We start from the raw sequence: 23108 nt of genomic DNA, 5'->3' as shown, positions 1-23108 counted from the left end.
ATCCACACGAAAACACTGACGCCCCTGTAATAATATTATCCCATAGCGTAATCGTCCCGCATTGCAACGCCTACAATCTACCGACTTCCGCTGTCTGCACAGTTTGCTAGGCCATGAGTGACGCGGGTTTAACCTCTATCGGGCCATACTGTGCCGGATATGCGGAAACGGCAGCTTCGCAATGGTTTGCGGGTCGCCTATGGAACGGAAATGCACTTCGACGATCGCCTTGCCACGGTACTGCGCCTGCCGTCCTCCGCGGACACGCTGGCCCGTATCCAGTACAGGCAATTGATCGATATCCTCGGCCGCCTGCCCGCCGACGCCCAATCCGCCGCGATCGACGCCGGATTCGCGCGCGTCGTGGAACTGGGCGCGGTGATTCCCGCCGCCGATCGTGCCCGCCTTGTCCGCCAGCCGCTTCAACCGCTGACCAACCCCCGGTTGCTGGCGATTTTTGCCGAAGCGGAGCCCGAGGTCGCGACGGCGGCAATCGGCACCGCGAGGCTCGATACCGAGGCGTGGGTCGGCCTCGTTCCCGCCCTGCCCGTGCGGGCGCGCGGCATTCTTCGCCATCGCCGCGATCTCGGCCCCGAAGTGGAAAGGCTGCTCGAAAGGCTCGGCATTCTCGATCGCGGACTGCCGCCTTGCGAATCGGCCGAGGCGGTCGACGAGCCGCTCGAACCCGAACCGCTCGATCTGCTCGACGAAATTGCGCCGCCCGAGCCGGCCCAGATCGAGCCCACCCAGATCGAGCCCACCCCGCTCGAACAGCCGCCGATCGGCGCACCTGCAAGCCACCCCATTCCCTTCGCCGAGTTCGAACAGGCTGCCGCCTCGCTCAAGGCGCCGCCTTCTCCGACGACGAACGAAGCGGGCATCGGCGCCATCGTCCGCCGGATCGAGGAATTCCGCAAAGCGCGCGAGAGCCATGCGAGCGACGCCGCGCCCCGCCTGCCGCTTGGCGATTCGGCTGCTGCCGTCTTTCCCGCCGCGATGGACTTCACCACCGATGCCGAAGGACGAATCTGCTGGGCTGACGGCCCGCATGCCAGCGCGCTGATCGGGCTCAACCTTGCAGCGCATGATCCGGCCATGGCCGAACCGCATCATGCGCCTGCCCCCCACCCCGCCGCGCATATGCCCGGCCTCGCGCTTTCGATGCGCCACCGCCAGCCCCTGCGCGCCGTACCCATCGAGATCGCCGGCGCTCCGGCCGTCAGCGGAGACTGGCAGGTCGATGCCGTTCCGCACTTCGATTCGGCGAGCGGCCGCTTCACCGGCTATGCAGGCCGACTGCGCCGTCCCGGCAAGGTTGCCGCTGTCGATGCAGTGCCCACCGCCGAGCCCAGCGAAGCGGACCGCATGCGCCAGGTGCTTCACGAACTGCGCACCCCGGCAAACGCCATCCAGGTGGCCGCCGAGATCATCCAGCAACAGCTCTACGGCCCGGCCCCGCATGAATACCGCGCGCTGGCCGCCGCCATTGCCGGAGACTGTGCACACATTCTCGCCGGATTCGAGGAACTCGACCGGCTGGTGAAGCTCGAATCGGGCGTCCTCGGGATCGAATCGGGCGAGTGCGATCTCGCCTCGGTTCTGGAAGAGACCGTTGCGCGCCTCAAGGCCTGGACCGAACCGCGCCGCAGCGGGTTCGCCCTGCCCGAAGGTCAGGCTCCCGGCCTTCTTCTCGCGATCGACCGCACAGAAGTCGAACGCCTGGTATGGCGGATATTCGCCGTGCTGGCGGGCATGACCGCGCCGGACGAAATACTGCGCCTGACGTGGACCTGCGAGGGCGGGCGAATCGGACTGCGGATCGCCCTGCCCACCCTGCTCATCGCCCGCACCGCACAAAGCCTGTTCGAAACGCCGGCCAGCGAACGTGGGCAATCGCTCTCCACCGGCATGTTCGGCATCGGCTTCACGCTTCGCCTAGCGGCGGCGGAAGCGACGGCGGCCGGCGGCGGGCTTCTGCGCGAGGACAACGACCTGAAACTCTGGCTTCCGGCTTTGACCGCGAGTGCAGCAACACACAGCCAGGGAGCCTGAATCCGCGTTCTCCGGGATGCCCCGCCTTTACCGAAGCGGAACGTTTTACCGCCTATTCTCGTTTCTGCCGCAAGCATCGAATCGCAGGTTCTTCCCCGATCCGGGCACGGTTTTCATTGTCGCCACCCTGTCGGATGCGACCCGATCGAGGGAAAAGTTCTTTCTTGCAGGGGTCAAATCTCCTCCAGCCACCGGCAACCGATGCGCTCGCACGATTTCGCGAGGGCTTCGGGCAGCGTTTCATCGTCACGGTCGACACCGAGGAGGAGTTCGACTGGGACGCCCCGCTCGACCGTAGACGGCACAGCACGCTGACCCTGCCCGCCCTGCGCAAATTCCAGCAGTTCTGCGAAGGCTTCGGCGTCGTCCCGATCTATCTGCTGGATTATCCGGTTGCCGATTCGCCCGATACCGTTGCCGCCATAGGGGACGCAGTGGACGCTGGCCGCGCCGAAGTGGGGGTCCAGCTCCACCCCTGGGTAAGCCCTCCGTTCGACGAGGACGTGAGCGAGTTCAACTCCTACGCCGGCAACCTCCCCTACGAACTGGAGCGCGAAAAGTTCGCCCGCCTCCATCGGCGAATCGACCGAGCCTTCGGCCAGGCCCCGCGAATCTATCGTGCGGGCCGTTATGGCCTCGGGCCGCGCACCGCCGAAATTCTCGCCGAATTCGGAATGGCCATCGACACTTCGGTACGCGCCCGGTTCGACTACAGTTCAGCCGGCGGCCCCAATTACCGCGAACACCCGCTGCACCCCTACTGGGCCGGGGGCGAGCACGCCCTGCTCGAACTGCCGCTGACCACCGTTTACTGGGGCCCGCTGCGGCAGATGGGCAACGTCATCTACCCCCACCTCTGGCGCGCACCGCAAGTGCGCGGCGTACTGGCGCGGGCCAGACTGCTGGAGCGCATTCCTCTCACGCCTGAGGGAATCACCGCCGAGGAAGCCCTGCGCGGCGTGGATATCGCGATAGACGAGGGCCTGCCCGTGCTGGTCTTCTCTTTCCACAGCCCCTCGCTGGCCCCCGGCCACACGCCCTATGTGCGCAGCGAGGCCGATCTGGACGCTCTTTACGACTGGTGGCGCACGCTTTTCGCCCATCTGGCGCATCGCGGCGTGCGTCCCACCCATGTTGCCGACATCCTTTCCAGCGTAGTGCTTGCCTAGACGGCATTGCCAAGCTAACGGGCTTTTCGTCCGGCCATCGTCGATGGGGTCGGGCATGGCAGTTGGGGCCTGTAGCTCAGCGGTTAGAGCTGGCCGCTCATAACGGCTAGGTCGCGGGTTCGAATCCTGCCGGGCCCACCAACGGCCACCAGGGCACAGGCCTTGGATACATCATCGACGACCGAAGGGTCGGGGAGTGGCGCAGCCCGGTAGCGCGCTTGCTTTGGGAGCAAGATGTCGCAGGTTCGAATCCTGTCTCCCCGACCATTTCGTTTTTCCAAGACATCCCAGAGCCTCCCAGGAGGTCCCAGCCGCCTTTTCCAAGGCGCTGTTTTTCATCGATTTTTCGTCCCAGTGCATCCCAGGGGGTGGACTTGCAGCCCAACGCCGTTGTTGGCTGATTGTTGGCTGGAAAACGCGCCAGCCAACAACCAACCAACAACCTTGAGAGGCGCTATGGAGACTGACGATGTTGACGGACGTAGCGCTCAAGGCGCTCAAGCCGCGAGAGAAAGCCTACAAGCAATCCGATAGCGGTGGGCTATTCTTGGTCATCCACCCTACCGGCCGAAAATCCTGGCAGTTGGCCTACAGGGTCGAATCAAAACAGAAGTTCGCATCTGGGGGAAGCTATCCAGATGTAAGCCTCAAGCAGGCGCGAGACTGGCGCGACACGATCAAGGCTCAACTTACGCTCGGCATGCAGCCGACAGCGAAGCCCGATCCGGATGGCTACCGCATCAGCGCCCCCGTTGTGGTCGCCCCTTCGGAGACTTTCGAACAGGTAGCACGCGAATGGTACGCGAAGCGACTTCCAGGCTGGACGCCTCGCTACGCCGGCGTGATCATGAGACGCCTCGAAGCCGATATCTTCCCGTACGTGGGCCGCGAAGCGATTGCAGCAATCACCCCTCGGCAAATGCTCGAGGCTTTCAGGGCGATCGAAACGCGCGGGGCCGTTGAAATGGCCCACCGCGTCAAGAACCACTGCAGCGAGGTATTTCGCTACGCCATCCCTGACGGCCGCTGCGTCAGCGATCCATGCCGGGACCTTGCCCCCGGTATGGGACGCCCGAAACCCGTACAGCACTTGAGCAAGGTCGCCGCGAAAGACCTCCCTGCGTTCTTCGCGAAGCTCAACCTCGATCAAGGCGACCGAATGAGCCACCTCGCGCTTCGCTGGACGATGCTGACGATGGTTCGCACCCAAGAGACCCGATTCGCCGAGTGGTCGGAATTCGAGGATCTCGACGGCGAAGAGCCTATTTGGCGCATCCCCAGCGATCGAATGAAAATGAGATCGGAACACCTCGTTCCGCTACCCCCTCAAGCGGTCGAGCTGCTGAAAGAAATTCGGCGGAGGAACGTCTATCTCGCCGCCGGCAATATGCAGCTTGGGAAATATCTCTTCCCTGTCGCAAACTCCAAAACTCAGACGATCAGCGAGAACCGAATGCTCGACATCATGTACCGAATTGGCCTGCGCGGCAAAGCGACGGTTCATGGTTTTCGAGGTCTTGCCAGCACCGTGCTAAATGAGAGCGGCCTCTTTGAACCTGATTGGATCGAGCACCAGTTAGCTCACGTATCCCGCGGCGTAAGAGCAGCTTATAATTCCGCACGGTATCTTTCCCATCGACGCAAGATGATGATTTGGTGGGCGAACTACCTAGAGTATGCGGAAAACGTTGATCGTGACTTTTGAATGAATCGAATCTCTCGGAAGAATATTTTACCTTCCGAGAGATTTTGATGATCCATATCGTCAATACACCATCACGATCATACCGGTAATACGATATTTGAATTGCACTTGATTACTTATTAAAGTAACTAAATCATTATTAGAATCTCTCAGCACCTCGAAGCGGCTGGAGCTGCGCGACTAGACTTGCGGGATCCATCCCATTTGCGGCGTAAGCCGCCATTGCGTCTTCCCGCCAAAACAGATCTCCTGGCCCCGGGTAGGTTGTTCGCAAGGTGCGTATCGCAGCCACCGCATTAGACGCCCATGTTCGAAACTCGTCTGTCCGCCAGAATGCAACTTCTTGCAAGTGCACCGCAGCCTCCGGTGCTGCTCCTGAGATTCCACTGACAAGCACAGGCAAGACCTTCGCATCGGAACTCATACCGAGACGCTCACGCAGCCACGTAGGATGGGTGGCAACCTGACGTGCCTTTGTGACAGGCAAGAGCGTGGTGGGAAGCGCTTCAGTAAAATCCTCAAATACTATGGCGAAAGAATCGTCCGCCACCCACCAAGGATCCGGCGCTCCGTCAGTTTCAACGTTACCAGCTGCAAACCCAAGCAAGAGGCCGAGCTCCTTCTGAGCGTTCTCGAACGCAGCAAATTCATCCGTCGCGAGTCCATCTAGAATTATTCGTTCAACGCGAGCGAACTTTTCATCATGCCGAGTGCCGAATTCAGCAAAACGCAATTCCAGTCGCTCGATTAGCGGCGCCGCAGTCGCTCCCGGTTTAGCATCTTCCAGGACCTGGGTTTCACGAAGGCCTGCAAGTTGCCTGAGCCATGGAATAGCCGGCGCGGACTTTGCTGCAATTTGATAGTAATCACGGGCTTGGCCACTCAGATCATTGCCACCACTGCGCAACGATTGACTTGCTGCTTCGCCAGCAAGGTAGTTCCAAAGACCCCGATAACCCTTAAGTCCCGAATCTTGAAGTGAAGTAAGCACCTTTCTAGCGGCTTCGAGTGCAGCGGCAATATTACGATCCCACAGGGCATATTGATAGGCAACTTCGTGATCTGCGGCCGAGCGAAGTTGATCGAGCGCCGGCAGGATAGTCTGGTCAGCCTGGCCTCTCAGTCGCCTAATCTCATTGTCGGCGCCCCTCCAGTCATCGCCACGGGCATAGAATAATCGGAGGTTGTCGAGCATTTCTTCGCTCGTCCCAGACTGCTGCATACCGAATGTCAGTTCCGCCTGAAGTTCGGGATGAAGTGACGAGCGGGTCTCCCGCTTACTAATGTAAGTGTGAAGATCCTCGCCAAGTAGGATGACCGCTGAGTAATCGGTGGCTGAACGGGTGCATCGACCAACAGCCTGTACGACCCGAGTGCGAACTCGGTCCGCGAGCAGCAAACCAGCAGACATGCGAGAACCCAGAAACCTTTCCTGCAGGTTCGCCGCTGAAGGCAGCCCTCTCATGATGAGTAGCCGACATTGTTCATCTGGAAAGTCCATCCCATCGTAGCGACTGGCAAGCACAGCAACCGCTTGCGGAGCGGCGACGAATCCTTGCTTTGTCTCCTCGAGTTGGCTCGCAGCAAAGACGGGGAATTGAACCGTAGCAGCTATCTCGCCTTCGACAGTCGCCGCCGTCTTAAAGTCGGGTACCAGGACGACTGCCTTCTTGGCCTCCTGAATTGCTGCGCATTGCATTGCATGTTGTTCATCGAGCGCGAGTGCGCGACCCGGCATAATGAAGAAACGGCGACCGACTCCTTGCGCACTAAAGTCCTCTGAAACGCTGAGCCGTTGGATACGAGGCACGCCAGTCACACGCTCTAAATCGCCTCCCTCGCCCAGAGTTGCAGACATGAAAATCCGCTGAGTGGCATTAGCAAATGGGCGATAGCGCAAGGTTAGCGGGATTAATGGCCTAAATACAATTCCGCTCGTACTAATGTATACTCGACAGGCGTTGAGATGACCGCGCAATTCTTGCCAGCGCCATTTAAGATCATCGTCCTTCAAGTGCTCGTCTAGTGCAGCGACTAACTTCTCTTCAAGGAGTGCAATAAACTCGCCCGGCACCATGTCCACCCATGACATGTCCCAATGTGATTGCGCGTTGTCACGAAGCCGTTTTGAATCAAGTGCCGATAACACTGGGGTCAGGATTGTGGTCAAAACGCTGAACAAAGTTGAATGACCTGCCCGATCAACTTCCAATGTCCAATGCTGCGCCATGTAATTTTCGGCAGCATGAGCGTCGTCGAATATCAGACAATGGGGCTCATCAAAAAAGGTCCGAGCATTGAATAGGCCACCATACGTTGTGACAGCGACAACGTCTCCCGACTGGAAACGCCCTCTATCGGATGGATTGTAATCTGCCTTTTTGCCAACAAAGGCCGCAATTGAGTCTCGCATGCCATACTTAGTGCGAGCCTCCTCAACAACTTGATGAGCTAGCTGGCGGGTTGGGCAGACGTAAACCACCCGCTCCTGCATCCTGCGACGTCGCCATTCGGCGATGAGCGTACCGACCAATGTCTTTCCACTGCCAGTGGGCAGTTTGATCGCGATGTTGCTCGCGGTCAGCGCTTTCTCTTGGTACTCAGTGAGAACATGCCCTTGGTGGGTGAGAAGGCCGTTGAACGCACGGTCACTGAAATCAAGAAACATCTTCTCTGGGCTATCGAGAGAGATGCTTGAAACCCCATCAAATTTGAAAGCCACCTATAACCCCCGCTCAAATCCACCTGCAAAAACGAGACTAATAGCAGGCTTATTGCGAAATTCACTAGCCACGGCGCAATAACAAAGGATTGCAAATGCCGTGAATTATTCGAGAGGTGGATAATTGGTTTTTGTCTTCGGCAGGCTGCTTGCGGATCTCTGCGGCAAACCGGATATTCATTCGAGATCTCTCTGCTCATAGAATATCGGATTACCGAGCCACTCGACTATGTCTCTTTCGCGCCAGCCGCTGCACCGCGCGGCAATCCGGATTTGCCGGGGAAATGTGCCTTCGTGGATTTTCCGGTAAAGAGTGGATCTAGTCAGCCCTGTGCGATCAAGCACAGCAGCTAGTCGGAGAATACGGTCGGGCGCAACCGCCTGATCATCTTGCCGTCCGTCTCCCGTTGTCGGCGGAACTTCGAATTTCCTGATAATCAATTGCGTGCTCTTTGACGTTGAAACCCACGATCCCCTTCCAGAAAGGCACTCAGGATCGCCGGGACCAGTTCCGTAACGGGCACATCAAGCCCGTAGGTGGTTGCATAGGCAGCTGCGTAATCCTGCAAGCTTTGCTGGAGATCCGGTGTCATCATAATCGTGAGTTTGATCGGCGTCTTGTCAGGTAGCTTCGCCAGCTTGATCGTGCTCATCGCGATCCCTCCCCATTCCACGGTGCCAAGACCAAATCCTGCCGCACCACCAGGCGCACCGGAGCGCCCGGGCGAATGTCGATGGTCGGCTGAACATCGACATTGCGCTGGGTGATCTGGTCCCCGGCCCGCGACACGCTGGTCTGCGCGGACTCGCGGATCGCCTGCACCAGATCGCTTTCGCCGGTAATCGAAAGCTCGGTCCCCACGCCCAAGAGCGTGGCAATCGCGACGCCCTTCAGCAGCCGGCCCGTATGGAAGTTCACCTTGTCGGATAGTCCGGAATAGCCGGAGGGATCCGTCGCCGGCATGTTATCGAACCGCAGCGACGTCCCGTCAGGCATCACCAGTCGCTGCCAGATAACCAGCGCCCTGCTCTGCCCATAGGCAACGACGCTGTCGTACTTGCCGACGAGCCGGGCGCCTTGCGGGATGAGCATGATCTGCCCGGTAGCGCTGTCGAACACGCTCTGGGTGACCTGAGCCACGACCATGCCCGGCACATCGGAATTCACGCCCGTGACGAGGCTCGCGGCAATCACACTACCGGCCATCAGCATGTAGGGCGAGGCAGGCGCTGCCAGACCATGCGGGTTCACATCGCCGCGCTCGTCGAGCTTGTCGGCGAACTGGCTCTTGCGATCTGCGGCCGCAGATGTGGATGCTTCGCCAGACCCCGTTTGGCCCGCATCAATAGTCGCTGCCGACAACGCAGGGGCGGCGGCCACGTTCGCTCCCGCCGCTGGATGCGCACCTTGAACCAGCAGCGAAGACTGCATCGCCGCCTTGAGCTCGGCCGCGCGCTGTTGCTGCGCCGCGTCGACCCCCGGCGCGGCAACAGGTGCATTGCCATCACCGGCCAACTGACGCTGCTGTGCCCTCAGGATAGGCCGGCCCAGGTCGCCGGGAAGCGGAGGGCCAAGTTTCGGCACGTCCCCGTAGCTCTTGGGCAGACCTGCCAGCGCCTCATCCGAAGGCTTCCGGTCGGGCTGCGACATTGTGCTACCAGCGATGATCCGGCCAGCCACTCGGGGTTGGAGCGCGATCCAGGCGACGCCGATCAGCGCGAGCGCGGCCAGGATGCTACCACCGATGACCACTTCCTTCCTGAACCGCGTGACCCGCGGCGTCCTCGCCCGGATCGCCAGCGTTTCGGGATCAAGCTTCGCCGGTGACCGCACCTCCGCGTCAGTTGGTTCTGCAGCATTCGCGGACGATGGCGAGGCGGGAGCGGCCTCGTCCGGATTGGGTCGTGCCGTTGCTTCGTCGCTCATCGCCGCGCCCTCCCCTCGCCGCCTCGGGTGATCCGCACGACCTGCTGTTTCCTGGTGCCAAGCCGAAGCTCGGCGACAGCAAAGATGCGGTCCACCTCATAGAAGCGCCCCTTCATGCGGTAATTGACCAGTTCGGCGGCGCCATCCGCGCCAATCAGAAACAGCGGCGGCGCTTCGTCCACACCGATCGAGGCGGGAAACTCGATGAAGGTCTGCCTGCCGTCATCGAAGGCGCGCAGCGGACGCCAAGTCGGCATGTCGCCGGTAATTACATACCCGAAGTAGAGCTGCTCAACGCCAAGCCCGGCCGCAACCGGCTTCGCCAATTCGGCGGCAGCCTGCGCCGCCTTGACCGCCACCAGCTCATCGAGCGGGTAGTTCCACGAAAGCGCCGACATTCCCGCGTTGGCCTGGCTGGTCAGCAACAAGTGATACGTGCGCCGATCGGTCGTGATGACGAGGTTGGTCGCCAGCCCAGTGCTGAACGGCTTCACCAAGACATGCGTGCGCTTGTCGTCGCCAGTGCCGCTGGAGGTGTCGCCGATCACCCAGCGCGCGGTGTCGCCGGCAGCGACCGCGATCAGCCCCTCGCCCGTCTGCAACGCGATATCGGTGATCATGCCCGGTTGCGTATAGGCATGGTACACGGTGCCATCGGACCAGAGATAGACTTGCCGGGCATTGACCCAGGCGTTGGATGATGGCTCCGCGCTGCCGCGGCGCATGGCGCTCGCGGGCACTTTTGCGCTCGCCGGCAAATCCACCGGATGGACACCCACGGCAAAGGCCGCCGCGGCCAGCAGCGAAGTCTTCATGGCAGAACCTCCTTGGCTTCATCAGGATTGGAATTGGAAAGCGTCGGCATGGTCGCCCCAGGTTCCTCGCGGACGGGGCTGGCACTCGGATTGGATGGCGATGGCGAACCAGCTGCCGCAGGTGCAGGCACATCGAGCTCCCGGCTCCAGTCGATGGCATCGACGTAGATGCCGAGCGGGTTCTTGCGCAGCGTCTCGCTGTCCCTGAGCGGCTGCTGGACGATGGTCAGGATCGCCGTCCAATGGCTGGTCCCCGACGCACTGCCGCGCTCGAACGCGTTTTCGATCCACTTGACCTGGAAGCTGGTGTCGGAAGCCCGGACGACGCTGGTCACCTGGACCGACACGCTGCGTTCGCCGAGCCCCGTCAACGCTCCCGATGCCCGTGCATATTCGCTCAGGAAGCGGCTCCCGCGCTGGGTCGAGAAATCGTAGGCTTCGAGCCAACCCTCGCGCATGACGATCGGATCGAGCGAGACGCCCCGTACGTGACCAATGAACTTGGACAGGGCCCAGGCGATCTGCGGATCGGTCGGTTGGTAGAGGGCCTCAGCCTCGCTGACCGCACGCGGCTCCCCGAGCCGATCGACGGCAACGACATAGGGCACCACACGGCTTTGGAGTGATTGCCAGATGAGGCCGCCGGCCATGCTGCAAGAGAGCCCGAGGCAGCCGAAGGCCATGATCCGCCAGTTCCGGGCCTGAACCCGGGCCGAGCCGATCCGCTCGTCCCAGAGCTGCGCGGCGCGTTGGAAAGGTGTCTCGGGAAGCGGAGTGCGCCCATAGAGCTGGACGCTGCGTTTGAAGCGCATGGGTCAGTCGTTCCTTTCGCTGATGTCAGGTGTGGTGGAGCCGCCGCCGCGATCGCCCTGCTGCACGGCATGGATCGCGACATCGCGGCGATGACGGGCGGTCTGTTCGGCCCGCAGGGTCTTGGCCCATTGCGGCGTTCCCTCGCCGCTTTCGGCCGTCGTGTCCGATGGCGATGAGGAAGCGTTCGAGTTGTCGGATTGCGAATTCGGGGAGGAGGTACCCGCAGAGGACTGCGGCGCTGATGGCCCTGACTTCGATGGAGCAGCGGGATGTCCTGCCCCTCCAGACGGAGCCGAATGGCCGCCGCTCGGCCCCGCATGGCCCGGGCCACCGTGACTGCGCGATCCTGCGACCGATGCGCTCGCACCCATTGACGTGCCGGCCCGGATACCTGTCAGCGCAGTGCCAGCAAGACGGGCACCCGCGACCGCACCGCCGCCTGCCAGCATGGCAACGCCGCCAGCGCCCAGCACCGTACCGGCGGCCGCGCCGGCTCCCAGCTGCGGCGCCCCCGACGCCAGACCGCTGGCGACCGATGGCGCGAAGATACCGAGGCCGAAAAGTGCAAGGCTCGCAAGCACAAGGCTCATCGCCTGGCCGACATCGGGCTCCTGCCCTTGCAGCGCCTGCGTGAACTGATCGAAGAAGTTCGATCCGATGCCGACAATGACCGCGAGCACCATGACCTTGATGCCCGAGCTCACGATATGGCCCAGCACGCGCTCGGCCAGAAAGCTGGTCCGGTTCCACAGCGCAAAAGGCACCAGGATAAAACCGGCAAGCCCCACCAGCTTGAACTCGATGATGCAGACGAACATCTGCACGGCGAGGATGAAGAAGGCGAGGATCACCAGCAGCCAAGCAAGCAGCAGCACCACGATCTGCAGCGCGTTCTGGAAGAAACTGGTAACGGTGAGCAGCTTGCCTGCCTGCTCGAGCAGCGGCCATGCCGCAGAAAAGCCGGTCCCGGCCAGGCGCCCGGGCCGCAGCAGATCGTCGGTGGTGAGCGAGCCACCGCCGGCAGTGATCCCGGCCTGCGCAAACGAGCGAAAGATGATGTCGGCGAGCGCCGAGAAGCTGTTGATGATGAACGCAAAGGCGCCGACGTAAAGCACCTTGCGAATGAACCGGCCAAGCACATTGTCCTCGCCGGCGAGTGCCCAGAACAGGCCTGCCAGCGTCACATCAATCGCGATCAGCGTCGCGGTCAGGAACCGGACATCGCCGCCCAGCAGCCCGAAGCCGCTGTCGATGTAGCGGATGAAGGCGGTCATGAACTGATCGATGATGTTGAGGTCGTCCACGTGCGTTCATCCTGTCTGGCTGCGTGAGCTAGGCGCGAGGCATCACGCTCAGCGCAGCACTGAGTTGGAGGGTGTCGCGGGGCACGGCCGGGGATGGGAGCGCGTGCCCCGCGACGCGGCGACGGGAGAGGCAGTCCGCCGCCGCTATCGGGTAGGAAGTTCGGGCGGCAGCCTAGTTCGGGGTGTAAGCCGAGCCCGTACCGAGGAATTTCGTCATCGCGGCCTGGGCTTCGCTCTCGGCCTGCGCGCGGTTGGCATCGCCGACCGACTGGGCGCGGAACTGGGCAGCCAGCATCTGCTCGATCTGGAACTGCTGCTTGGCGGTCAGTGCGAGTAGCTGGTTGGTCACCTGCAGTGCCTGCAGCGTCCCCTCTGCGCCCTGGCTGCGCTGGACCAGCGCGTTCATCGTGGTCGCATCGGCTTCCACATTCTCGGCGATCTGCGCCTGCATCACCGCCGTGTGGCGATAGGCGGTGACTTCGGTGTCGAGCCGCGATCGCGCCGCCGTCACCTGATCGTCGAGCTTCAGCGACTGGTTGGAAGCGCCCGGATAGAGCCGACTGAACTCCTGATCGACGCTCGCGACCTTGAACTGGATGTTCTGCGCCTGCCCCATCAGGGTATCGATCTTCTGGAGCGTCTGCGTCAGCGCCTGCAGTTCGGGGAAGCTCACCGTCGAAAGGTGCTTGGCTTGATTGACGAGGCTTTGGGCCTCATTCTGCAGCGACTGGATCTGGTTGTTGACCTGCTTGAGTGCCCGCGCCGCCGTCAGCACATTCTGCGCATAGTTGCTCGGGTCGTAGACCACCAATGCATGGGCGGGCGGACTGGCAATCATCACATCGAGCGCGAGGCCGCCGGTAGCCACGAGTGCCACCACGGCAACATCGGTGCCTAACCTACGGATCGGCTTGGCCGGAAATGGGTGAAACGATATCTGCATCATCATTCTCCTTCAGGTTGGTGTCACAGGCTCCAGGCGCGTGGGCCGGGGTAGGTGCCGATCAGATCGGCCGCCCAGGCAGCGTGCGTACCCTCGAGGAAGCGCGCGAAGAATTCGTCGCGGCCATGTTCGGCGAGCACCGCATCGATCCGCGCCTGCGTCATCGGATCGGAACTGCCGCACAGCGCCAGCGCCACATCCCCCAGCCCCAGCTCGAACAACCGGTTCCCTCGGGCGGATTGGAGGTAGTAGTGGCGCTTCGGCGTCGAGCGGGCGATCAACTCGATCTGCCGTTCGCTGAGGCCGAAGCGCTCGTAGATCTCGCGACTTTGCGGCTCGATGGCACGGTCATTCGGCAGGAGGATGCGCTGGGGGCAGCTTTCGATGAGCGCGGGCGCAATCGGCGAGCCGGCGATGTCGGCCAGGCTCTGCGTGGCGAACAGCACCGAGACGTTGCGTTTGCGCAGGACCTTGAGCCATTCACGGATGCGGGCCGCAAACAGCGGGTGATCGAGGAAGATCCACGCCTCGTCGAGCACCAGCAAGGTCGGGCGCCCATCGAACCGCTCCTCGAGCCGGTGAAACAGATACGTCAGCACGGGCCCGACGACCGAAGCGTGGCCCATCAGCGCCTCGGTCTCAAAACATTGCAGGTCCGCGAGGTGCAGCGGGCTCTCCGAGGCATCGAGCAGACCGCCATAGGCCCCGTCGATCGTGTACGGTCCGAGTGCCGTGCGCAGCGCCTTCAATTGCAGCAGCAAGGTGAGGCCCGTGATTGTACGCTCCGCCGGCGGCGCGCTCGCCAGGCTCCCCAGCGCCAGCCAGACCTGATCTTTCACCTCCGGGGTGACGACCACGTTCTCCTGCGTGAGGATGGCACTGATCCAATGGGCTGCCCATGCGCGCTGCGCCGGGTCATCGATCTGGCGCAAGGGCTGGAAGGCCAACGCGCCTGCTTCACTGCCAAGCCCAAGCGCATGATGCGCGCCGCCGCAGGCGAGTACCGCCGCCCGAGCGGAGAGGCCTTTGTCGAACACATAGACCTGCGCGCCGGGATATCGGCGGAACTGCAGGATCATCAGCGCCAGCAAGACGGATTTGCCCGCGCCGGTTGGCCCGGCCACGAACATGTGCCCGACATCGCCGGCGTGGTTCGACAGCCGGAACGGCGTCGATCCCGACGTCTTGGCATGGAGCAAGGCCGAGCCACGCAGATGATCGTTGCCAGCAGGTCCGGCCCAGACCGCCGAAAGCGGCATCAAGTGGGCAAGGTTCAAGGTGTGAACCAGCGGCTGGCGGACGTTGGCGTAGACGTGACCCGGAAGCGAAGACAGCCAGGCTTCGACCGCGTTGACGCGTTCGCGGATCGTCGTGAAGCCGAGACCACCCAGCACACGTTCAATTTGTCGCATCTTGGCTTCGACGGCGCTGCGGTCGGTATCGCTCACCGTGATCGTCGTCGTCAGGTAGCCGAAGGCGACATGGTCACCCCCGAGCGCCTGAAGCGCGAGATCGGCATCGGCGACCTTGTTGTCGGCATCGCTGTCGAGGAGCTGCGCAGGCGTGTTGTACATCACTTCACGCAGCATGGCGGTGAGCGACTTGCGCTTGTTGAACCATTGCCGCCGCAGGCTGGTCAGGACCTTGGTGGCCTCCGCCTTGTCGAGCGCGATGAAGCGGGTGACCCAGCGGTATGCAAAATCCTGATGATTGAGCGCATCCAGGATGCCAGGCCGGCTGACATTGGGAAATCCAAGTACCGAGATCGTGCGGATGTGCCGGCCTCCCAGCATCGGTTCGAGCCCGCCAACCAGCGGCGTGTCAACGAGTAGGCCATCGAGATACATCGGCGTTTCGGGCACGCGTACCGGATGCCGCTGATCCGAGATGGTCGTGTGCAGATAGGTCAGGAGCTCTGCGCTATCGAGCGCGCGGATCTCGGGCATAAAACCCTCGAAAAGATCGAGCGCGCGGTCGGTCTCGGCGATGAAGCCTGCGAGGGAGGCGCGCCAGTCGCGGCCCCTCTCATCGTCCGCGCGCTCGACAAGCCGGCGCCCTGCCGCATCCTCGCTGTCGCCTGGCGGCAGCCAAGTCAGCGTCAGAAAATAGGCGCTCTCGTAATGCTTGCCCTCGGCGAGGAAAGCGGCACGGCGTTCACGGTCGACCAGCCAGCTTGCCGCATCGGGAAAGGGATCGTCGGGATAGACAGCCGCTTCGCGGCGCTCCGCCTCGAAAAACACCGCCCAGCCCGAGCCGAACCGGCGCAGCACATTGTTGGCCCGCGCCGCGATCGAGACGAGTTCGGCTTCGGTCGCCGATTCCATATCCGGGCCGCGGTATTCGAGGACCCGCAGGAAACTCCCGTCCTTGTTGAGCACCACGCCCGGCGCGACTAGCGCGGCCCAGGGCAGATGGTCGGCAAGGCGGCCGGCCTTGCTGCGATATTCGGCGAGGTTCAGCACGCGAGATATCCTTTCTGGCGCAAGTGGCGGAGCAGGACAGGCGCAAAGTCGGGATCGCGCCGCGCCGCGAGGACGGCGAGGCTGTGCCCCGCTGCCCAGATGAAGAGGCCGGCCAGCCACTGCTGGAGCCCGAGGCCGACGGCCATGGCGAGCGTGCCGTTGACGATGGCGATCCCGCGCGGCGCGCCGCCCAGAAGGATCGGCGCGCCGAGGCTCACATGGATCGGGACCTCAAAGCCCTCGATGTGCTGGCCGGCCGCCATCATGCGATCAGCGCTCCGCCGCCAAAGCTGAAGAACGAGAGGAAGAAGCTCGAGGCGGCAAACGCGATCGAGAGGCCGAAGACGATCTGGATCAGTCGGCGGAAACCGCCCGAGGTCTCGCCGAACGCCAGCGTCAGGCCGGTGACGATGATGATGATGACCGCAACGATTTTGGCGACGGGGCCCTGCACGGATTCCAGGATCTGCTCAAGTGGTTCCTCCCAGGGCATGCCGGAGCCGGCAGCCCAGGTCTGCGCGGAGATTGTGAGAGATGCAGCCATCGCGCTCGCCGCGAGCAGTACTGTCCATGGTTCGAAGCCCAGGCCAAAACGGCCAAGTCGTGACGTCTTCATGGGGTCATTCTCCTTTGCTGCTGGAAGGGAAGCGGGTGGTTGGGAAGCACAGCTCGTGCAGGCGGTACTCGCCGCTAACCGCATCGAAGCCGTCGAGGCTGGCAATGGCCGAGATCCGGCGGGCAAGGCCCCGCCCCGAGATGACGACGACGAGGTCGATGGCTTCGGCAATGAGATGGCGTGGCACCGTGACGACCGCCTCCTGCACCAGCCCTTCAAGCCGGTGCAGCGCGGCGGACGCGCCATTGGCATGGATCGTTGCGATCCCGCCCGGATGACCGGTGTTCCAGGCCTTGAGCATGTCGAGCGCTTCAGGTCCGCGCACTTCGCCAACGATAATGCGATCGGGGCGCAGCCGCAGGGTCGAGCGAACGAGGTCGGCGATCGTCGCGACGCCCTGGCGAGTACGCAACGCGACCGTGTCGGGCGCCGGGCATTGCAGCTCTCGCGTGTCCTCGATCAGCACCACGCGCTCATCGAGCGCGGCCATCTCGGCCAGCAGCGCATTGGCAAGCGTCGTCTTGCCGGAACTGGTGCCGCCGACGACCAGCACGTTCCGGCGATCCAGTACGGCGGCACGCAGAGTTTCTGCTGCGTCCGACGTCATGATCCCATCCGCGACGTAGTCGGTTAGCGTGTGGATGCGCGCGGCGGGTTTGCGGATGGAGAAGCACGGCGCCAGCGAGACCGGCGGCAATACGCCTTCGAAACGCTCGCCGGCGCAATCGCCGTGCGGGGGTAGCTCGGCCGATACAATCGGGCTGTCGGCGTGGACTTCCGCGCGGGCGTGGCTGGCGACCAGGCGGATGATGCGTTCGACCTGCTCGGACGCAATGCGCACGTCGGTATCCACCCTGCCCTCGCCGAGCACATCGACCCTCAGCGCGCCATCAGGATTGACCATGATCTCGATGACGCGCGGATCGCCGAGCGCCGCCTCGATTGCCGGGCCCATGGCGGTACGCAGCATTGCGCGCCGGCGCGCGGCGGTTGCATCGCCGCTCATCGCCCGACCTCATCACCAAGTGTGCGTTTTCCAAGCGCCACCTGCCGGGCAACCTGGGACAGGAATGCCTCGAAACGCAGGCTCCCGGCAGCCCGCCCCGCTTGATCGTCTTCGGCAAGCGGCGGGCTCACCGTGAGAACGTAGCGAATGAAGAGAGCCAGGGTCTCGAGTTCGATTGTGCTTTCGCGGACCAGCCTATCGAGCTTGTGCGTCATTGCGTCGAGCCTGCGGCCGAAAATCACGTCCAGTTCGGAATACGCAGCCCGATCGAGCCAGGCGACAAACGCCGTAGCAAGAAGATCGGACTTGCTGACCCCCTTCCCTGCCGCGAGATTGGCGAGCCTGTCGCTGACGGGCTGTGTCAGGAAAACCTGATGTCGGACCTTCCTGCTCATTCTCCGAGCCCCAATTGAAGCTGGTCGGCGCGTTCGCCGGCATTGAGCGCATAGGTCGCGCGAACCAGTCGCTGTTGGGCTAGTCGGTCGAGGGCGCGCTTCTCGGCAGCGAGATCATCGATATCATCGGGTAGCCCCAGGGCGTCAGCTGTTGCAGGCTCATCGACGGAGACAGGCGGCCCGGCTGCTTCAGGCTGACGGGCCTGATCGAGGCCGTCATCGTCTTCATTCCCCTCGCCCACCATTTCTGCCAGGCGATCATCGACCGCGCGAATGGAGCCGGACCAATCGTTGGGGCTCGCCGGTGGCACATCCCGATATCCGTCCTCACCTGACTGCGGGGGAGTATGTACACAGCCGGCAAATGTCGGATCGCTGTAGTAGCGCAGCTTGGAGGCGCGGATTGGGCGGGTGCCGGAGACGAGCACCAGCTCCTCGCTCGGCTCCAGCTGCATGACTTCGCCCGGCGTCAGCAGCGCGCGGGCCGTCTCCTGGCGGCTCACCATAACATGGGCGAGCCACGGCGCGAGTCGATGCCCGGCATAGTTGCGCATGGCACGCTGTTCGGTCGCAGTGCCCAGGGCATCGGAAATCCGCTTGGCCGTGCGTTCGTCGTTGGTCGCGAAGGCTACCCGAACATGGCAATTGTCGAGGATCGAGTTGAATTCGCCGTAGGCTTTCTCGATCTGGTTTAGGCTCTGCGCGATAAGGAAGGCGCGGACTCCGTAGCCCGCAAGGAAGGCAAGGCTGGTCTCGAAGAAGTCGAGGCGGCCGAGAGCCGGGAACTCGTCGAGCATCATCAGGATTTGGTGACGCGACGGCTTGGTCGAACGCTGACCCGCGACCGGCTGGCTTGGCAACTCCTCAGTCAGGCGGCGACCGATCTGGTTGAGGATCAGGCGAATGAGCGGTTTGGTGCGACTGATGTCCGAGGGCGGAATGACCAGATAGAGCGAAAGCGGGTGCTTGCCGCGGACAAGGTCCGCAATGCGCCAGTCGGACACTGCCGTCACCGCCGAAACCGTGGGATCGCGATAGAGCCCCAGGAACGACATTGCGGTCGAAAGGACGCCTGAGCGCTCGTTTACCGACTTGTTGAGGACCTCGCGAGCAGCTGAAGCAACGACTGGATGAACCCGCGGCGCTTCCTTGGAACCCAGATGGTTCGTCGCCATCATGACATGCAGGGTATTGGCGAAGCTGCGCGAAGGATCCGAAAGGAACGTCGCAACACGCGCGAGGGTCTTTTCCTCCTCGGCATAGAGCACATGGAGAATGGCGCCCACGAGCAGGGAGTGACTGGTCTTTTCCCAGTGGCTCCGGCGTTCCAGCGCTCCTTCGGGATCAACGAGGATATCGGCGATGTTCTGAACGTCGCGCACTTCGTGAATGCCGCGGCGCACTTCCAGAAGGGGATTGTATCGCGTCGAGCGCGGATCGGTCGGGTTGAACAGCAGGCAATGCGAGAAACGCGACCGCCAGCCGGCGGTCAGTTGCCAGTTTTCGCCCTTGATGTCGTGAATGATGGCAGAGCCGGTCCACGCGAAAAGCGTCGGCACGACAAGCCCAACGCCCTTGCCTGAACGGGTCGGCGCAAAGGCCATGACATGCTCCGGACCGTCATGGCGCAGGTAATTCCCGTCAACATGACCGAGAAAAACACCTTGGGAAGCCAGCAAGCCAGCTTTGCGGATGTCGCGCGCATTTGCCCAGCGCGCCGAGCCGTAAGTCGTGACATTCTTGCCCTGCCGCGCCCGCAAGACTGAACCGGCGATGGCAACGCCACAGCCAACAAGCCCGCTGGCCGCGGCAATGGCCCCTGCTTCATCGAAGATGGTCGGCGCATAAGCATCAAAGTGGTACCACCAGACGAAGATCGACCAAGGACGAAATACGGGAAGATCGCCAATCCAGAACCAGGCTGTGCCTAGTTCAGTCTGATAGGCGAGTTCGGCCGCGGCCCATTGCGTTGAGAACCAGACGCCGGCGACGACGATCGCCAGGACGAGCAGGATCTGATCGATTAGCAGTCGGGTCGGGGTCATGGAGCACTCCGGCGCACCGAAGGATGATCCTTCGAAGCCACAGAAGAGTCCCGGATTTCGCGACCACGAAACAGGTACCGATAGTGCCCCTTAGCGCCCCTTCAGGGGCACATTCAGCCTCTTGCCCATTCGATTCCGGTCGATTTCACTTCGGCATCAGCTCTTCGTCTAGCGAGTCGTAGTCACCGGCAGCAAGGTCTGCTGCGGACTGTCAAACAAGTGCTTGGAGGGCTACGAAATTGCGGTTCGACGTCGATGTTAGATGTCACAGCGTGGCTATGTCGGGGGTTGGGGCATTCCCGGCTATCGGTTTCGGGGTGAAAATCTGAGGATTTGGACATTCAGGGGCGACATGCGGTGATGAACGTTGACCATCGCAACAGGGATGTTCGAAATCCCAAATCGATCCGGCTCCCACTTGATTGGGCGGCGGTGGCGGTCAAAAGCTATCAACGCGAAATGAAGTGGCACCGAGGGGGTGGGCGATCGGATGACGTTGGACGGTTTTTTGACGGTGCTAGCGCTTTTGGCGGCAATCTATGCTGTGCTGCCTGCGGTCCAGCGCCTACGGCTCGGGCTCGCATGGAAGAGCCAGGCGCTGCTAGGGATCGTGGCGGTCACTTTCATTCTTGCTCTGGAACTCTATGAGGTACGGCCGCCCACTTGCCCATCTGTGTTCGGCGGCGGCTGTCGATGGCTTGTTCTCCCGGAAGGCGAGATCAGTGTGTCGCGCAAGGTCGCATTCCTGGTTGCGTTCGCGTGGCTGGTTCTTGCAGTGGTGATTCACAATCGTTCGCGCCCGTCCCTTGGGAGCGTTCCCACGTTCACACAGCTCGCCCAAGATCTTCTCGACGAAGAGCAATTCGGGGATGCGCTCAAGCTACTGGAGCCAAGGATAGATCTGCTGGCGCGAGCAAGCCGGAGGCGCTGCTGGCAGCAAAGGTTGCATGATTGGTTCGAGGAATTCGGACCCACTGACCCGAATTCATGGGCCGCGTTGGCGCGCAGGCCGGGCGATCGGCGATTTGCGGGAGAGTCTTGGCCGGCCTGGGCCGCGCGGCCAATCCGTCTGCTCGCGCGCATTGTGCCACATTATCAGCGCGCCGAATCTGCGGCAAGCGACATGCTCCAGATGCTGTTCAACTCATCGAAACTGCTCGACTATGTCACCGAACGCCGGCCCTATTTTGGCGTCGCTCTCATCAGGCACCAAGTCTACGGGGCTGCCGATTTCAGCGAACGGCTCCTGTCCCGTCTGATCGCCAGCCCGGGTAGCGCACTCTATCATGAACTAGCGACCAATCTCGTCACGGATGAGCCTGGGTCACCGCCATCCCTGTACGAAGTCCCAGATCGCGCGCTGGGTCGCTCACTGCCGTCAAGGCACGGCGGCGACCTTCCAGACCTGCCAGGACGAACGCGGCGTCAGGCGGCGGTGCTTGTCGCCCAAGCCTGCGCCGCAGCCGGTCGATCGGCCAGGTTGGCAGGAAGAGCGAGACGACCTGTCGCATCGCAGGATTCCAGAAGGAAATCGGCGCTCTCGCCAGCCCGGCACCGAATGAGCTCGACGAACCAGCGCGGCCGCCCAACGCCGGGGACCGGCAAGGTTTCGGACGGCACAGCCGTCACCCGCCAGCGCGTTGCCGCCGCAGTCGGTTGGCCAAAGTCGGAAGCGTCCTCGCGCCTGCGCCAGCGGCGCAGCGCTATGCCGATCGAACCGCTGTTTTCGGCGGCGAGCAGCAAGCAGCGAGATACCGACATCGAAAGACGTGATACCTCGGCAACGACGCCGCCTAATCCCCCATGCCGTAGGCCCTCCTCAAAACAGGCCAGCAGCGACGTTTCGTCCTGCGCTTCGAGATAGATCACTCGGTCGGGATCAAGCCCTGCCTGAGCAATCGCCGGCGCGAAAAGATCGGCCTTCGTCATGCACCAGAGTATTTTCCCTTCGGTGCGTGCCATGACGCCCGCGGCGAACAGCGCAGCAGCAGCCCCATCGGTTACGCCTTGCGCTCCGCCCGCCACTTCATGCAGCGAGCCAAGCGCGAGCCCGCCACCCGGCAGCTTAGCATCGATTGCCTCGAGGCCGAACGGAAGCACGTCGCGGGCGCGCCTGTCCCCGCCCTCGATCTCGGCGATCCGCGCGCGTAAGGCATCGATACGTGAGGGCGACCCTCGCTCCGTCATGAAGGGCCTCCTGTCGGCTCTGAGATGGAAATTATGTTCCCATTTTGTTCTTTATCGAGGTGGAGTCAATGCCCTCGGTAATCCCCTGCCCTGCGGCTCTCTTCAAACCAAGGAATTGCTGGGACTTTTCCCGTTGGAAACCGGCGGCTGCGACGTGCCCGCGCTCCTCTGAACGACGGCATCAATCGGGCAGACCGCGAATCGCCAACTGGCGTCGCTCTTGGCCGCAACTTCCTGATCGCTTACGTTCGGCGCTGGACAACGGGAAAGGAATGGCACCATCTGCAATCTGTATCGATTGACGACGCCCGCCGACGCCGTTGCCAAGCTCTTCGACGTTCAGCCCGCGCCCGGCGCCAACTATGCCGCAGAAGTCTACCCCGGCTATCCTGGACTTGTGGTCGCGGATGGGAGCCTCCAGGCCATGGCCTGGGGCTTCCCTCGAAAGAACGTGAGCAAGAAAACCGGAAATCTCCTCAAGCCCACCAAAGTCAACAATGCCCGCGCGGACCAGATCCGCGGGAACCCCATGTGGGCCGAAAGCTTCCGTGAGCGGCGCTGCCTTATCCCGGTCAGCGCCTGGGCAGAAGCAGAAGGCGAAGAGCGCAAGATGACGCGAACATGGTACTCGCTTCCAGACCACGATGCGTTTGCCGTGGGAGGCATCTGGCGGTCGACCATAGAATGGGGCAATTCCTACTCGATGGTCATGGTCAACGGCTGCGAGCAGATGTCCGACGTTCATGACCGCATGCCGACCATCCTCAGACGCGAGGACTGGGATCAATGGACCTCCGGTACGCCCGAGGAAGCATTCGCCCTCTGCCGGACCTGGGAGGGCCCGCTGATCGTCGATCGAACCGATGTCCCTTGGTATAAGCCCAAGGGGCAGCTGCCGGGGCCTCTTCTCTAGGTGAGCCCAATCGGCATGAGCTGACAGGCAGCGG

General features: G+C 62.4%; 19 protein-coding genes and 2 tRNA genes. 6 read left to right on the top strand and 15 right to left on the bottom strand.

Annotated features, from left to right (window positions below):
• Positions 1-210 precede the first annotated feature (210 nt).
• The 5 genes from U9J33_RS08395 to U9J33_RS08375 all read left to right on the top strand — a co-directional run bounded on the left by U9J33_RS08395 (position 211) and on the right by U9J33_RS08375 (position 4926).
• Positions 211-2052 carry a sensor histidine kinase gene (locus U9J33_RS08395; protein WP_324698947.1) on the top strand — a complete coding sequence of 614 codons (1842 nt, stop codon included), beginning with the start codon at positions 211-213 and terminating at the stop codon, positions 2050-2052.
• A 164-nt stretch (positions 2053-2216) separates the two neighbouring features.
• A complete protein-coding gene (locus U9J33_RS08390; RefSeq protein WP_324698946.1) occupies positions 2217-3221 on the top strand; it encodes a polysaccharide deacetylase family protein in 1005 nt (334 codons plus the stop codon).
• A 65-nt stretch (positions 3222-3286) separates the two neighbouring features.
• Positions 3287-3362, top strand: a tRNA-Ile gene (locus U9J33_RS08385).
• Between the two features lie 49 nt (positions 3363-3411).
• Positions 3412-3488, top strand: a tRNA-Pro gene (locus U9J33_RS08380).
• 202 nt (positions 3489-3690) lie between these two features.
• Entirely contained in the window at positions 3691-4926 is a 1236-nt protein-coding gene (locus U9J33_RS08375) for a tyrosine-type recombinase/integrase (protein ID WP_324698945.1), read from the top strand.
• A gap of 139 nt (positions 4927-5065) precedes the next feature.
• Here U9J33_RS08375 and U9J33_RS08370 read toward each other — a convergent pair whose 3' ends face one another.
• The 15 genes from U9J33_RS08370 to U9J33_RS08300 form a co-directional block, all read right to left on the bottom strand.
• Positions 5066-7648 carry a DEAD/DEAH box helicase gene (locus tag U9J33_RS08370; protein WP_324698944.1) on the bottom strand — a complete coding sequence of 861 codons (2583 nt, stop codon included), beginning with the start codon at positions 7646-7648 and terminating at the stop codon, positions 5066-5068.
• A gap of 177 nt (positions 7649-7825) precedes the next feature.
• On the bottom strand, positions 7826-7993 hold the full coding sequence (locus U9J33_RS08365; RefSeq protein ID WP_420719879.1) for a helix-turn-helix transcriptional regulator: 168 nt from the start codon (positions 7991-7993) through the stop codon (positions 7826-7828).
• 92 nt (positions 7994-8085) lie between these two features.
• Entirely contained in the window at positions 8086-8301 is a 216-nt protein-coding gene (locus U9J33_RS08360) for a DUF2274 domain-containing protein (RefSeq protein ID WP_324698943.1), read from the bottom strand.
• The gene (locus U9J33_RS08355) at positions 8298-9575 is read right to left on the bottom strand and encodes a TrbI/VirB10 family protein (protein WP_324698942.1); all 1278 of its coding nucleotides are present in this window, start codon (positions 9573-9575) and stop codon (positions 8298-8300) included. The genes U9J33_RS08360 and U9J33_RS08355 overlap by 4 nt, the downstream gene beginning before the upstream one ends.
• The gene (trbG, locus tag U9J33_RS08350) at positions 9572-10390 is read right to left on the bottom strand and encodes a P-type conjugative transfer protein TrbG (protein WP_324698941.1); all 819 of its coding nucleotides are present in this window, start codon (positions 10388-10390) and stop codon (positions 9572-9574) included. Before trbG ends, U9J33_RS08355 begins: the two co-directional genes overlap by 4 nt.
• The gene (gene trbF / locus U9J33_RS08345) at positions 10387-11202 is read right to left on the bottom strand and encodes a conjugal transfer protein TrbF (RefSeq protein WP_324698939.1); all 816 of its coding nucleotides are present in this window, start codon (positions 11200-11202) and stop codon (positions 10387-10389) included. Before trbF ends, trbG begins: the two co-directional genes overlap by 4 nt.
• A 3-nt stretch (positions 11203-11205) precedes the next feature.
• Positions 11206-12507: a P-type conjugative transfer protein TrbL gene (trbL, locus tag U9J33_RS08340; RefSeq protein WP_324698938.1), complete on the bottom strand. Its 1302-nt coding sequence runs from the start codon at positions 12505-12507 to the stop codon at positions 11206-11208.
• 172 nt (positions 12508-12679) lie between these two features.
• Positions 12680-13456, bottom strand: a complete 777-nt coding sequence (trbJ, locus tag U9J33_RS08335; RefSeq protein WP_324698937.1) for a P-type conjugative transfer protein TrbJ — start codon at positions 13454-13456, stop codon at positions 12680-12682.
• A gap of 17 nt (positions 13457-13473) precedes the next feature.
• Entirely contained in the window at positions 13474-15912 is a 2439-nt protein-coding gene (gene trbE / locus U9J33_RS08330; RefSeq protein ID WP_324698936.1) for a conjugal transfer protein TrbE, read from the bottom strand.
• Positions 15906-16178 (bottom strand): VirB3 family type IV secretion system protein, encoded by a 273-nt coding sequence (locus tag U9J33_RS08325; protein ID WP_324698935.1) that lies wholly within the window; start codon positions 16176-16178, stop codon positions 15906-15908. Before U9J33_RS08325 ends, trbE begins: the two co-directional genes overlap by 7 nt.
• Positions 16175-16456, bottom strand: a complete 282-nt coding sequence (locus tag U9J33_RS08320; RefSeq protein WP_324699027.1) for a TrbC/VirB2 family protein — start codon at positions 16454-16456, stop codon at positions 16175-16177. Before U9J33_RS08320 ends, U9J33_RS08325 begins: the two co-directional genes overlap by 4 nt.
• 76 nt (positions 16457-16532) lie before the next feature.
• The gene (gene trbB / locus U9J33_RS08315; RefSeq protein WP_324698934.1) at positions 16533-17534 is read right to left on the bottom strand and encodes a P-type conjugative transfer ATPase TrbB; all 1002 of its coding nucleotides are present in this window, start codon (positions 17532-17534) and stop codon (positions 16533-16535) included.
• Positions 17531-17929 (bottom strand): CopG family transcriptional regulator, encoded by a 399-nt coding sequence (locus U9J33_RS08310; protein WP_324698933.1) that lies wholly within the window; start codon positions 17927-17929, stop codon positions 17531-17533. The genes trbB and U9J33_RS08310 overlap by 4 nt, the downstream gene beginning before the upstream one ends.
• Entirely contained in the window at positions 17926-19974 is a 2049-nt protein-coding gene (locus tag U9J33_RS08305) for a conjugal transfer protein TraG (protein ID WP_324698932.1), read from the bottom strand. The genes U9J33_RS08310 and U9J33_RS08305 overlap by 4 nt, the downstream gene beginning before the upstream one ends.
• Before the next feature lie 1425 nt (positions 19975-21399).
• Positions 21400-22161, bottom strand: a complete 762-nt coding sequence (locus U9J33_RS08300) for a damage-inducible protein (protein ID WP_324698931.1) — start codon at positions 22159-22161, stop codon at positions 21400-21402.
• 298 nt (positions 22162-22459) lie between these two features.
• Here U9J33_RS08300 and U9J33_RS08295 point away from each other — a divergent pair, with 298 nt between their 5' ends.
• Positions 22460-23074 carry an SOS response-associated peptidase gene (locus tag U9J33_RS08295; protein ID WP_324698930.1) on the top strand — a complete coding sequence of 205 codons (615 nt, stop codon included), beginning with the start codon at positions 22460-22462 and terminating at the stop codon, positions 23072-23074.
• Positions 23075-23108 lie beyond the last annotated feature (34 nt).

It is taken from the genome of Novosphingobium sp. RL4 (genome assembly GCF_035658495.1).
Taxonomy (GTDB): Bacteria; Pseudomonadota; Alphaproteobacteria; order Sphingomonadales; family Sphingomonadaceae; genus Novosphingobium.
Note: the sequence above shows the minus strand (reverse complement) of the source record. Positions and strands in the feature narration are given on the sequence as shown.